The 12678-nt window shown below is 69.7% G+C and carries 14 protein-coding genes; 3 read left to right on the forward strand and 11 right to left on the reverse strand.

All coding sequences use genetic code 11. From position 1 onward, the window contains the following. The coding region (locus tag ABDW35_RS20470) for a PfkB family carbohydrate kinase (RefSeq protein ID WP_343715731.1) at nt 1–337 on the reverse strand (337 nt) is incomplete at its 3' end. Here ABDW35_RS20470 and ABDW35_RS20475 point away from each other — a divergent pair. Further along, complete coding sequence (locus ABDW35_RS20475) at nt 315–1520, forward strand: M20 aminoacylase family protein (RefSeq protein WP_343715732.1); 1206 nt, start codon at nt 315–317, stop codon at nt 1518–1520. The two genes, ABDW35_RS20470 and ABDW35_RS20475, sit on opposite strands and share 23 nt — an antisense overlap. A gap of 191 nt (nt 1521–1711) precedes the next feature. Here ABDW35_RS20475 and ABDW35_RS20480 read toward each other — a convergent pair whose 3' ends face one another. From ABDW35_RS20480 to ABDW35_RS20490, 3 genes are all read right to left on the reverse strand, one after another. Continuing rightward, nucleotides 1712–2278 carry a hypothetical protein gene (locus tag ABDW35_RS20480; RefSeq protein WP_343715733.1) on the reverse strand — a complete coding sequence of 189 codons (567 nt, stop codon included), beginning with the start codon at nt 2276–2278 and terminating at the stop codon, nt 1712–1714. A 77-nt stretch (nt 2279–2355) separates the two neighbouring features. After that, entirely contained in the window at nt 2356–2979 is a 624-nt protein-coding gene (locus ABDW35_RS20485) for a TetR/AcrR family transcriptional regulator (RefSeq protein ID WP_343715734.1), read from the reverse strand. A gap of 302 nt (nt 2980–3281) precedes the next feature. Continuing rightward, nucleotides 3282–3776, reverse strand: a complete 495-nt coding sequence (locus ABDW35_RS20490; RefSeq protein ID WP_343715735.1) for a VOC family protein — start codon at nt 3774–3776, stop codon at nt 3282–3284. A gap of 222 nt (nt 3777–3998) precedes the next feature. Between ABDW35_RS20490 and hemA the strand changes: the two genes are divergently transcribed. Then, a complete protein-coding gene (gene hemA, locus ABDW35_RS20495) occupies nt 3999–5219 on the forward strand; it encodes a 5-aminolevulinate synthase (protein ID WP_343715736.1) in 1221 nt (406 codons plus the stop codon). A gap of 28 nt (nt 5220–5247) precedes the next feature. Here the strand turns inward: hemA and ABDW35_RS20500 are convergent, their stop codons facing one another. From ABDW35_RS20500 to ABDW35_RS20530, 7 genes are all read right to left on the reverse strand, one after another. After that, nucleotides 5248–6651 (reverse strand): DHA2 family efflux MFS transporter permease subunit, encoded by a 1404-nt coding sequence (locus ABDW35_RS20500; RefSeq protein WP_343715737.1) that lies wholly within the window; start codon nt 6649–6651, stop codon nt 5248–5250. 107 nt (nt 6652–6758) lie between these two features. Further along, nucleotides 6759–7160, reverse strand: coding sequence for a type II toxin-antitoxin system VapC family toxin (locus ABDW35_RS20505; protein WP_343715738.1), 402 nt, complete (start codon nt 7158–7160; stop codon nt 6759–6761). 3 nt (nt 7161–7163) lie between these two features. Then, nucleotides 7164–7412, reverse strand: coding sequence for a type II toxin-antitoxin system VapB family antitoxin (gene vapB, locus ABDW35_RS20510; protein ID WP_343715739.1), 249 nt, complete (start codon nt 7410–7412; stop codon nt 7164–7166). Between the two features lie 69 nt (nt 7413–7481). Next, nucleotides 7482–8378, reverse strand: a complete 897-nt coding sequence (locus ABDW35_RS20515; RefSeq protein WP_343715740.1) for a bifunctional 5,10-methylenetetrahydrofolate dehydrogenase/5,10-methenyltetrahydrofolate cyclohydrolase — start codon at nt 8376–8378, stop codon at nt 7482–7484. Between the two features lie 92 nt (nt 8379–8470). After that, complete coding sequence (locus ABDW35_RS20520; RefSeq protein ID WP_343715741.1) at nt 8471–9283, reverse strand: carbohydrate ABC transporter permease; 813 nt, start codon at nt 9281–9283, stop codon at nt 8471–8473. Further along, nucleotides 9280–10149, reverse strand: a complete 870-nt coding sequence (locus ABDW35_RS20525; RefSeq protein ID WP_343715742.1) for a sugar ABC transporter permease — start codon at nt 10147–10149, stop codon at nt 9280–9282. Before ABDW35_RS20525 ends, ABDW35_RS20520 begins: the two co-directional genes overlap by 4 nt. A 142-nt stretch (nt 10150–10291) precedes the next feature. Continuing rightward, the gene (locus tag ABDW35_RS20530; RefSeq protein ID WP_343715743.1) at nt 10292–11515 is read right to left on the reverse strand and encodes an ABC transporter substrate-binding protein; all 1224 of its coding nucleotides are present in this window, start codon (nt 11513–11515) and stop codon (nt 10292–10294) included. 275 nt (nt 11516–11790) lie between these two features. Here ABDW35_RS20530 and ABDW35_RS20535 point away from each other — a divergent pair. Beyond that, nucleotides 11791–12678: LacI family DNA-binding transcriptional regulator (locus ABDW35_RS20535; RefSeq protein ID WP_343715744.1), on the forward strand; the 888-nt coding region annotated here is incomplete at its 3' end.

A 12678-nucleotide genomic window follows, 5' to 3' on the forward strand; every position in this document is an offset into this window, starting at 1 on the left:
CCACCTTCGCACCGGCCCGCGCCGCCGCCACCGCCTGGTTCGACCCCTTGCCGCCCGGCTTGGTGACGTAGCCGTCGCACAGCACGGTCTCGCCCGGCCGCGGCAGCGCCGTGACGGCCATCACCAGGTCCATGTTGATCGACCCGAAATCCAGGATCACGCAGCGTTCCTCCCCGACGAAGGGCGCGATCCTGGCGCGGCGCGGGCCGGAACGCAACCGATCCGCGCGAGATCCGTCCGGTGCCCCCTGGGCGCAGGACGGAAAACCTGCAAATGTCCTACCTAGCCAACCGATCCAATCAGGGAGAGCGATCGTGACCGCCGAGCCGAAGGACATCCTGGCCGAGATCAAGTCCTATGAGGACGAGCTGATCGCCATCCGCCGCGACATCCATGCCCATCCCGAGACCGGGTTCGAGGAGGTGCGCACCGCCGCCCTGGTGGCGAAGACGCTGCGCGGCTGGGGCATCGAGACCCATGAGGGCATCGCGAAGACCGGCGTGGTCGGCACGCTGAAGGGCACCCGGCCCGGCAACCGGGCGGTGGCGCTGCGCGCCGACATGGACGCGCTGTTCATCGAGGAGAAGACCGGCCTGCCCTACGCCTCGACCGTGCCCGGCAAGATGCATGCCTGCGGCCATGACGGCCACACCGCCATGCTGCTGGGCGCGGCCCGCTACCTGTCGGAGAACCGGGACTTCCCCGGCACGGTGCATTTCATCTTCCAGCCGGCCGAGGAGGGCCAGGGCGGCGGCCGGCTGATGGTCGAGGAAGGGCTGTTCGACCGCTTCCCGGCCGACGCCGTCTACGGCATGCACAACAATCCCGGGCGCGCGGTCGGCGAATTCGGCCTGCGCCCCGGCCCGATGCTGGCGGCCGCCGATACCTGGACCGTCCGCTTCGGCGGCACCGGCGGCCATGGCGGCTCCGCCCCGCATCTGGCGACCGACCCGACGGTGGTTCTGGCGCATTTCATCCTGGCGGCGCAGGCCATCGTCGGCCGCAACATCCCGTCGGTCGAGCCGGCGGTGATCAGCGTCGGCCATGTCTCCGGCGGGTCGGCCGGGTCGCCCAACATCATCCCGCCGGAGGTGGTGGTCAGCGGCACGGCGCGCAGCTATTCGCCCAAGGTGCGCGACACCATCGAGCGCCGGCTGCGCGAGACGGCGGAGGGGCTAGCGGCGACCTATGGCTGCACCGCCGCGGTGCATTACGACCGCCGCTACCCGCCGCTGATCAACCATCCGGAGCAGACCGACATCGCCGCCGGGGTGGCGGCCAGCATCGTCGGCGCCGACAAGGTCGCGACCAACATCGCGCCGATCACCGGGGCCGAGGACTTCTCCTTCATGCTGGAGCAGCGGCCCGGCGCCTTCATCATGATCGGCAACGGCGTCGAGCCGGACGGCAGCTACCACTACGTCCACACGCCGCATTACGACTTCAACGACGCGATCCTGGCCCTGGGCTCGACCTATTGGGTCACGCTGGTGGGGCGGGAGCTGGGGGTGGAGGGGTAAGGGGAAGGTCGGGTTCGCCTCGGCGAGCCCGCTCCCCACCTTCCCCCCTTTTTGTCATTGCCGGGCTTGACCCGGCAATCCAGGGGCCATCCAGCGCGGCATCGGCATTCCCTGGATGCCCGGGTCAAGCCCGGGCATGACAGATAGGGGAACTGGTTCGCCCAGGTGAACCCGAGCGCCGTCACGATCATCTACGCCAGCACCGTCCCGTCCGGCGCCAGGCGGACGGTGAAGGGGTCGGCGATCTCGCCGGCGATGCTGAGATGCGAGACCCAGCCGCTGACCTCGATCGACCCGTCGGGCAGGGTGCGGGCGGCGGCCGGGGCGATCGCGCCATCCGGCGCCGGCGGCACCAGGTCGGCGCCGCTCTTCAGCGCCTCGCCGGCCAGCACGATCTCCTCCACCCAGCGCACGGCGATGGCCTCGCGCGTCGCCGGATCCGCCGCGGCCCAGCCGGTGTCGGGCAGCAGCAGTGGGGCCAAGTCGTCCGGCGTCGCGGCCGGCTGCCAGACGCCGTCGATGGCGACGCCCCGCCAGGACGGCATCGCGTCCGCCGTGACATGGCCGATGAAAGTGACCCGGCTGAAGCTGTCCGGCCGGTAGAGATAGAGCGGGCCCTGATCGTCATTGGCCGCGCGGGCCGAGCCGAGATAGGCGGCCAGGGCATCACCGTAGGGCGGGCGCTCGGTGGCCACGGCGAAATCGGCCTGGCCCAGGCTGAGCAGAACCGACACGCCCCAATAGCGGAACTTCGCCATCTGCTTCCTCCGTCGGTGCCCCTTCGCACCCGGAAGTAAGTAGGAATTGCGGCGAAACAAGGGTCCGAAACAAGACCTTAACGTGTTGTATAGGCGCGTAAAAAGATTGTAACAGCGCGCTCGGCGATGCCGCGCAGCTCGGCCGGGTCCGGCGCCGCCTCGACCCCGAACAGGATCCGTTGCCGCCGGCTGCCCTGCAGCAGCGCGAACAGGTCGTCCGCCGCCTCCACCGGATCGGCCGGCTCGATGGCCCCGGCCTCGATCCTGGCCCGCAGGAACTCCACCAGCTTCAGCCGGGCGCGGCCCGGGCCGGCCTCGTAGACGATCCGCGCCAGCTCCGGAAAGGCGCCGGCCTGGGCGATCATCAGACGCTGCACGCCGAGGATCTCGGGGTCGAAGATCCGCCGCAGCATGTGCTCGCCGAAGGTGGCGAGCTCGTCCGCCAGGTCGCCCGCCGGGTCCAGCCCGCGCAGCGACTGCTGCTTGTAGCGGTCGAACAAGGCGTGGAACAGGCCCTCCTTGCTGCCGAAATGGCTGTACAGGGTCTGCTTGGCGACGCCGGCCTCGGCCGCCACCCGGTCCATGCTGGCGGCATAGCCTTCCGCCATGAACACCTTGACCCCGGCGTCGAGGATCGCCTCGCGCTTCTTCCGGCCGCGGGGGGTCAACGCGACCCTGGCCGCCGCATCCTGCACCGTCATCGCACCTAGCCTGTCCTGCGTCCCCACGCCCGGGGATCATGACGCCGAAGCCGGCGGGCGCAAAGCCCGCCGGACACACTCTTCGTCGCATGGCGGGGCCGGGTTGCCCCAGCGCGGAATGGCTACGCCCGTAGCGGTCCGGCCGGGGCGCGGCGGTCAGAGACCGTTTGGAAATTCGCTCTGGCGAGTCTCAGCTGGCGTGGTTTTCGAGAACCGGAGCGCAGCGGACATGAGGTCCGTGAGCACCGGAAGCGCAGAAACCACGTCAGATGGCCGCCAGAGTAGAGTTTCCAGACGGTCTCTCAGGCCTCGCCGCGATAGGCGCGCTCGATGGCGGCGATGTCGATCTTGGTCATCTGCAGCATCGCCTGGAACGCCCGGGCCGCCTTCACCGGGTCGGAATCGTGGGTCCGCTCCAGCAGGATCCGCGGCGTGATCTGCCAGGACAGGCCGAACCGGTCCTGCAGCCAGCCGCACTGGCTGTGCTTGCCGCCGCCCTCGACCAGGCGATCCCAGTACCGGTCGACCTCCGCCTGGTCCTCGCACAGCACGACGAAGGAGACGGCCCAGGAGAACTTGAAGTCGCCGCCGCCATTGATGGCGGTGAAGTCCTGGCCCGCGAGCTGGAAGCCGACGGTCAGGGGGGTGCCGTTCGGCCCCGACATGGTGTCGCCGTTGCGCAGCACGGAGGTGATGCGCGAATTGTCGAAGACCGAGACATAGAATTTGGCCGCTTCCTCGGCCTTGCCGTCGAGGAACCACAGGAACGGCGAGATCTTCTGGGTGAGCTGGGCCAAGACGGCCTCCTCCGCTGGGATTGTGCCCCTAGGACGACCGGGCCGGACGCGTCCCGACAGGCCGCCGGAAAATTTCTGGCCCCGATGCGGCGGATCGCCGCCGAACCCGCCGCAAGCCTCGCTTGCCGGCCTGGTTCGACTATGGTGCCATTTCACGCGACGGCAACAGATGCGCTACACTTTCCGCCCGGGTCCCGGCCCGAGGCACGGCGAGACGGTGGAATGGACTACGAGACCATATTCCGGACGGCGATCGACACCCTGAAGGCCGAGGGCCGCTATCGCATCTTCGCCGAGCTCGAACGCCATGCCGGCGCCTTCCCGCGCGCCGCCCATCACGGCCTGGACGGCGCGCCGGACGTCACCGTCTGGTGCTCCAATGACTATCTCGGCATGGGCCAGCACCCGGCGGTGCTGGCGGCGATGCATGAGGCGCTGGACCGCTGCGGCGCCGGCGCCGGCGGCACCCGCAACATCTCCGGCACCCATATCTACCATCGGGCGCTGGAGGAGGAGCTGGCCGACCTGCACGGCAAGGAGGCCGCCCTCCTCTTCACCTCCGGCTTCGTCTCCAATGACGCCGCGCTGTCGACGCTGGCGAAGCTGATCCCCGGCTGCGTCATCTTCTCCGACGCGCTGAACCACGCCTCGATGATTGCCGGCATCCGCCATTCCGGCTGCGAGAAACGGATTTTCCGCCACAACGACCCGGCGGACCTGGACCGGCTGATGTCGGAATACCCGCTGACCCGGCCGAAGCTGGTGGCGTTCGAGAGCGTCTACTCGATGGATGGCGACATCGCGCCGATCGCCGAGATCTGCGACGTCGCCGACCGGCACGGCGCCATGACCTATCTCGACGAGGTCCATGCCGTCGGCATGTACGGGCCGCGCGGCGGCGGCATCGCCGAGCGCGACGGGCTGACCCACCGGCTGACGGTGATCGAGGGCACGCTGGGCAAGGCCTTCGGGGTGATGGGCGGCTATGTCGCCGGCTCGGCCATGCTGGTCGACGCGCTGCGCAGCCACGCCCCCGGCTTCATCTTCACCACCTCGCTGCCGCCGGTGGTCGCCGCCGGCGCCCTGGCCGCGATCCGCCACCTCAAGTCCAGCGGCGCCGAGCGCGAGCGGCACCAGGAGCGGGCGGCGACGCTGAAGCGTCTCCTGCGCGCCGCCGGCCTGCCGGTGATGCCGTCGGTCAGCCACATCGTGCCGGTCTTCGTCGGCGACGCCCGGCTGTGCAAGGCGGCCAGCGACCTGCTGCTGGAGCGGCACCGGATCTACGTCCAGCCGATCAACTTCCCGACCGTGCCGCGCGGGGCGGAGCGGCTGCGCATCACCCCGACGCCGCTGCATGACGACCTGCAGATGGCCCGGCTGGTCGAGGCGCTGCGCGATGTCTGGTCGACGCTCGCGATCCCCGTCGCCGCCGCGGCAGCCTGACCTGCCGCGCAAGCCGCCCGCGCCGTAGTCAGCGCGGGCGGCGCTGGTGCCGGCTGACCTGCACCCCGTCCTCCGGCCGCAGATAGAGGAAGCCGGGGATCGACAGCAGTGGGATCGCCGCCAGCAGCAGGAAGGCCTCGTGGAAGCGCTCCGGTGACAGGATGTGGCTCTCGAAGCTGACCAGGCCGAGCAGCATCGCCGCCACCGAGACGCCGAAGCTGACGCTGAGCTGCTGCAGCACCCCGCCCAGGCTTGTGGCGCGGCTGAGTCGCTCCGCCGGCATATCGGCATAGGACAGGGTGTTCGACGTCATGAACTGCATCGATCGCAGCAGGCCGAACAGGAAGATGTAGGCCAGCAGCACCCAATGCGGCGTGTCAGGCCCCATCAGCGAGAAGCCGGCGATGGCGGCGGAACCGAGGGCAGCGCTGACGATCAGCACCCGGTCGAAGCCGAGATGGCGCAGCATCGGCGACAGCAGCGGCCGGATCAACAGCGCGCCCAGGCTGCTGACGAAGGTCAGCGACCCCGACACCACCGGGCTGAAGCCGAAGCCGACCTGCAGCATCAGCGGCAGCAGGAACGGCACGCCGTTCAGCCCGACCCGGCATAGCCCGCCGGCCAGCGTGCCGACCCAGAAGGAGCGCAGCCGGAACAGCGTCATGTCCACCGCCGGGTTCGTCCGCCGGCGGGCATAGCGGCTGAAGGCCAGCAGCAGCAGCGTGGCCGCCGCCAGCACCGCCGCGATTGCCGGCGTCGGGATGGTCGGGCGGCCGATATTCTCCAGCCCGTATTGCAGCAGGGCGACGCCGGCCCCGACCATGAGGAAGCCCGGATAGTCGAAGGGCGTCACCGTCCCGCCCTTCGCATCCTCGAAATAGTGCAGCGCCGCCAGGATGCCGACGCAGCCGAAGGGCACGTTGACGTAGAAGATCCAGCGCCACGACGTGTAGGTGGTGAGGACGCCGCCAAGCAGCGGCCCGATCACCGGCCCCAGGATCGCCGGCAGGGTCATGTAGGTCATGGCCGTGACCAGCTGGGCCCGCGGGAAGCTGCGCAGCAGGATCAGCCGGCCGACCGGCGTCATCATCGCGCCGCCCAGCCCCTGCAGCGCCCGCATCGCCAGCAGCATGCCGAAGCTGTCGGCCATGCCGCACAGCGCCGAGCCGAGGGTGAAGATGCCGAGCGCCAGGGCGAAGATCCGGCGGGCGCCGAACCGGTCGGCGAACCAGCCGCTGACCGGGATGAACACGGCCAGCGTCAGCACATAGGTCGTCACCGCCAGGTTCAGCCGCAGCGGCGTGGTGTCCAGGCTGGCCGCCATGTCCGGGATGGCGGTGGTGATGATGGTGGAGTCGAGCTGCTCCATCAGGAAGGCGACGGCGACGATCATCGGGATGATCACGCGCAGCCGCGGATCCCGCTCCGTCACGAACTGGGGCTGGTCAGGGACTCGGTCCGATGCCGTCATAAGTCGGGTTTAGACCCACGACCGGCCGCTGGCATCCAGCCTTCCTGCGCCGCAGGGTTGCGGCCGGATCAGGGCTTCGTCCAGTTCTCCACGGTCAGGCCGGGATAGATATTGAAGTCGGCTTCGTTGTTGGTGACCAGAGTCAGCCCAAGGCTGACGGCGTGGGCCGCGATCATGCGGTCCAGCACGTCGCGCCGGCGGTCCCGGACAGCGGCGGCCAGCACGCCGTAGCGGGTCGCCGCATCCGTGTCGAAGGGCTGGGCCGGAATGAAGTCGAGCAGCCGATCCAGCGCCTGTTCGGCCTGGGCCTTCGCTGACGGATCGCGTTCGACCCCGTGGCGCAGCTCGGCCAGCGTCACCGCCGACATCACCACATCGCCCTGGGACAGCGCCGCGAAGCGATTGAGTACCTGCGGCGGATGACGTTGGATCAGGTGGATGCAGATGCTGGTGTCGAGCATGTAGCGCATGGCTCAGGCGCTGCCCTGGCCCCAATCCCGCTCCTTCTGCTCGTGGTGCTCCCGGCCCTCGGCCATGAAGCCCGGCGGGAAGGACGCGAAGGCCTGCGCCACCCCGGCCAGCGAGCGGGACGTCACCGGCCGGATGAGCAGAGTGTCACCCCGGCGCTCGATCTCGACATCCTGCGCCGCGTCGGCGAAGGCCAGCTCCTTGGGAATGCGCACGGCCAGGGAGTTGCCGCTTCTGAACAGCCGGGTCAGCATCACTCATCTCCGTCTAGTATATACAGTATATACGAAACGGCGATCCTATTCAATGTCGGGGACCAGTGGTCATGCGGTCGCGGCGCCCAGGCGGGCCTCGTAATGGGCCTTCTGGCGGCGGGTGGCGACGATGGTGTTGCGCATCAGCACCGCGACCGTCACCGGCCCGACGCCGCCCGGCACCGGGGTGATCCAGCCGGCCACCGGGGCGACGCTGCCATAGTCGACATCGCCGACAACGCGGCTCTTGCCGTCATCGTCCAGCACCTCGTTGATGCCGATGTCGATCACCGCGGCGCCCGGCTTGATCATGTCGCCGGTGACCAGCTTCGGCTTGCCGACGGCGACGAACACCGCATCGGCCCGGCGCGAATGCATCGAGACCGAGCGGGTCATGTGGTGGCAGACCGTGACGGTCGCCCCTTCCGACATCAGCAGGAAGGCGATCGGCTTGCCGACGATCTCGGAATGGCCGATCACCACCACCTCCAGCCCCGCCAGGGTCAGGCCGGTGCGCTTCAGCATCTCGACCGCCGCCAGCGCGGTGCAGGGCGCCAGCTCCAGCTCGTTGTAGACGATGTTGCCGATCGAGGCCGGGTTCATGCCCTCGACATCCTTCAGCGGATGGATCGCCGTCTGCATCGCCTTGATCGAGATGTGCTTCGGCACCGGGCGCTGCAGGATGATGCCGCTGACCTGCGGGTCGGCGTTCAGCGCGGCGATCGCCGCTCGCAACTCCTCCTGCGTGATCCGCTCCGGCAGGCGCCGGGTCTCGAAGGCGATGCCGACGCCCTCGGCCGTGCGCCGCTGGTTGCGGACATAGACGTCGACCGCGCTCTCGTCGCCGACCGTGATCGACACCAGCTTCGGCGGCCAATGCGCCTCGCCCAGCGCCTGCACCTCCGCCGCCACCTCGGCCAGGATGGCATCCGCCACCGCCCGCCCGGTCAGGTCCCGCTCGCCCATCGCCCTGCTCCGCTACATCCGGAATGCGCGGGCTTTTGACCCCGGCGGGGCCGCAGCGTCAACCCATGGCCGCGGATGGCACCCCTGTGCCGCTATTTGGCCTGGTGGGCGAAGCCGCGCAGCAGGTGCTTCTGGATATAGCCCGCGACCAGCAGCACTGGCAGCGAGGACAGGAGGCCGATCGCCATCAGCCGGCCCCACAGCGTCTCGTCCTCGGTGATGAAGGTGGCGACGTAGAGCGGCAGGGTGAAGCGGCTGGGCCGCTGCAGGTACAAGAGCGCGAACAGGAACTCGTTCCAGCACAGGATCAGGGCGAAGATCAGCGTCGCCACCAGCCCGGGCAGGGCCAGCGGCAGCACGATGTGCCACAGCCGGCGCCAGAGGCCGGCGCCGTCGATCGCCGCCGCGGCCTCGATCTCGACCGGCACCTCGCGCACGAAGCCGAGCAGCATCCAGAGGCAGAAGGGCAGGGTGTAGAGCTGGTAGACCAGCACCAGCCCGGACAGGGTGCCGAGCAGGCCGAGGTCGAGCAGCAGCGCGTGCAGCGGCAGCGCCACCACGATCGGCGGCATCAGCTTGACCACCAGCACCAGCAGCAGGAACAGCACGTCCAGCCGCTTGGGGAAGCGGAACCGGGACAGGGCGTAGGCGGCGAGGAAGCCGGCGAACAGCGACAGCAGCGTGGCGCCGAAGGCGACGATGGCGGTGTTCTTCAGCCGCACCAGGAAGCCGTCGGCCAGCACCGCCCGGATGTTGTCGAGGGTCGGTGCGGTCGGCAGGAAGCCGCGCCCGGCGATGGCCGGGTTCTCGAAGGCGGCGCCGACCATCCAGATCACCGGCAGGGCGAAGACCAGGACGAACAGGGCGATGCCGGTATAGGCGGGGATCTGGCGCAGGCGCTTCACTTCGACGGGCCCCGCATCGCCTGGGCGGCGTAGACGGCGCACAGGCCGCAGGCGATCGCCATCATCACCACCGAGGCGGCGGCGGCGAGGCCGACATCGAAGAACTTGAAGCCCTTCTTGTAGACATACATCGACATCGTCTCGGTGGCGTTGCCGGGGCCGCCGCCGGTCAGGGCATAGACCTTGTCGAACAGCTTGAAGGTGTCGATCAGGCGCAGCAGCAGGGCCAGGAAGATCTGGCCGCGCACCAGCGGCAGCACGATCCGGGTCAGCAGCACCCAGGGGCGGGCGCCGTCGGTCCGCGCCGCCTCGACGACCTCGGGCGGGATCGACTGCAGCCCGGCCAGGACGATCAGCGTCGTCATCGGCGTCCACTGCCAGGTGTCGACCAGCATCACCGACCACAGCGCCAGGCCGGGGTCGGACAGCCATTCCACCGGCGCCAGGCCGAGCCAGCCGAGCGCGCCGTTCAGCACGCCGACATCATGATGGAACCAGGACCGCCAGATCGCCGAGCAGACCAGGGTCGACAGCATCATCGGATAGACCACGACCGACAGCACCGCGCCGCGGCCGCGGAACTCGCGGTTCAGCAGCAGGGCCAGCGCGGTGCCGAGCGCAACCTGGACCAGCGAGGCGACGACCGCGAAGCGGACGGTGTTGCCGATATCGACCCGGAAGAACCAGTCGCCGAACAGCGTGGCGTAGTTCTCGAGGCCAACCCAGCGCGCGGTGTCGGCGGCATAGTCGATGTCCTGGAAGGAGTAGATCGCGACCTGGACCACGGGCGCGAGCGCGAACACGACCAGCAGCAGCGCGGCGGGAAGCAGGAGCAGCACGAGCTGCCGGCGGTCGGTGAAGAGCATGGGATGATGAACAATCTTCCGGAATTCCTATCCTGTCATGCCCGGGCTTGACCGGGCATCCAGGGGCGGCAAGCACCGTTCTTGGTGGCCCCTGGATCGCCGGGTCAAGCCCGGCGATGACAGGATAGAGAACTGCTACGGGTTACTTCTTCGCCAGCGCCGTGTCGATGTCGGCCGAGGCCTTCTTCAGCGCCTCCTCCGGCGCCATCTGGCCCACCAGGGCGAGCTGCAGGTAGTCGCCGAGGATCGATTCGACCTGCGGCCACTGCTTGATCCGCGGCCGCGACACGCCGGCTTCGAGCGCCTTCAGCTGGTCCGGGTACCAGCGATACTTGGCGATCAGGTCCTTGTCGGCATAGAGCGCGGTCAGCGTCGGCGGCAGGCCGAAGCGCAGCGCCAGCTCCTTCTGCATGTCGGCGCCGTTCAGGAAGGCCAGGAACTTCTGCGCGCCCTCGGCATTCGGCGCGCCCGACGGCACCGCCACCTGCCAGATGCCCAGCATCGGCGCCGGGCCCTTGGCCTCGCCCGGGGCCGGGCCGATCGCGACCTTGCCGACGACCGTCGACTTGGCGGCGTCGTCCAGCGCCGGCACCCAGGCCGGCCAGACCTCGATCGCCATCGCGGCGCGGCCCTGCTGCAGCGCGTCGCGCACCTCGGTAGCGTTGTAGGTCTCCACCCCGGTCGGGGCATAGGCCTTCAGCGCCAGAAACTGCTGCAGCGCCTTGACGCCGGCCGGCGACGCCAGCGCCGCCTTGCCCGAGCCGTCGATGATCTCACCGCCATGGGCCCAGAAGATCGGCAGGAAGCCGGTCACGATCGGGTTGCCCTTGGTGCCGCGGAACACCACGCCGGCCACGTTCGGGTCCTTGGCCTTCAGCGTCTCTGCCGCCTTGACCACGTCGCTCCAGCTCTTCGGCGCGGCCAGGCCGGCGGCCTGGAACAGGTCGGTGCGCCAGGCGAACATCTCGACATTGCCGGCGAAGGGCACCGCCACCACCTGCCCATCCTTGCCCTTGGACAGGGCGGTCAGGCTGGGGATCACGCCCGACAGGTCGGCGGTCACCGGCTTCAGCCAGCCATTGGCGGTGAATTCCGGCATCCAGGTATCGTCGGCGACGATCACGTCATAGGCGTCGGCGCCGCCGCGCAGCGACACCACCAGCTTCTCGTACAGGCTGGCATAGGGCAGCTTCAGCAGCTCGACCTCGGTGTCCGGCGACACCTTCTTGTAGGCATCGATCGCATAGGCCAGGGCGTCGCCATAGACGCCGTCGCGCCCGGCGATCACCAGCTCGTCCGCCTGCGCGGCCCCGGCCAGCAGCAGCGCCGCCAGGCCCGCCACCCGGCTGATCAACCTCGTCGTCATCTCCCAATCCCTCCCCAGTCCGCAGGATGGTCGGCGGCGCGCTGGACTGCGATAGTGTGAACACGTGTTCACAGCCCCCCAAATCCGCTCGTTCGGCCGCACCGCTCTCCGGCGGCGGTTCTATCATGGTCCCGGATCCCGCACGCTTTCAAGGAAATGAATGTTTCGTGACGGTCCGGTGACATCGCTTCCGGGTAAACGATTTCCGCTTTACGACGCCTCGCCTTCATGAACACGTGTGCGCTAACCTGGGTCCGTGGGGATGGGAGCGCCGGTTGGGACGACGACAGCAGGACAGCGGCATGCGGCCGGTGACGGCCCAGGCGGTGGCGGACCGGGCCGGGGTCTCGCGCGCCACGGTCTCGCGCATCATGTCCGGTCAGGCCCGGGTGGCTGACGAGACCCGCGAGCGGGTGCTGGAGGCGGCTTCGGCCCTGGGCTACCAGGTCAACATGCTGGGCCGCGGCATGAACCGCCAGCGCTCCGACCTGGTCGGCATCGTCGTGCGCGGCGCCACCGACCCCTACCGCGCCGGCCTGTTCGAGGCGCTGCTGCGCGAGATCGACGCCCGCGGCCTGCAGTCGCTGGTGGCGGAGGTCGACGACGAGGCGGCGCTGGACCGTACCATCGCCCGCTTCCTGCAATACCGGGTCAGCGGCGTGCTGGTCACCTCCGGCGCGCCGCCGATCGCGCTGGCCGAGCAATGCGCCCGGCTGGGCATCCCGGTGGTGGCGCTGAACCGCGCCGTGTCGATCCCCGGGGTCGACGCCGTGCTGTCGGACAACGAGACCGGCGGCCGGCTGGCGGCGGAGGCGCTGCTGGCGGCCGGCTGCCGGCACCTAGGATTCCTTGGGGTCGAGGGTGGCACCTATAGCGGCCTGGCGCGCAGCGCCGCCTTCGTCGCCGCGCTGGCCCCGGCCCTGGCCGCCGGCCGCGCCACCTTCCGCCCGATCCTGGCCGCCGGCCCCGGCCACGAGGCCGGCGCCGCGGCCGCCGCCCGGGCCTGGGACGCGCCGCTGGACGGGCTGTTCTGCGCCAGCGACCTGCTGGCCTGCGGCTTCCTGGACGGCGCCCGGGCGACGGGCCGGGCCGCGCCGCGCGACTTCTCGATCATCGGTTTCGACGACGTGACGCCGGCCGGCCTGGCGCCCTACCGGCTGACC

It is taken from the genome of Inquilinus sp., from assembly GCF_039594555.1.
Classification (GTDB): domain Bacteria; phylum Pseudomonadota; class Alphaproteobacteria; order DSM-16000; family Inquilinaceae; genus Inquilinus.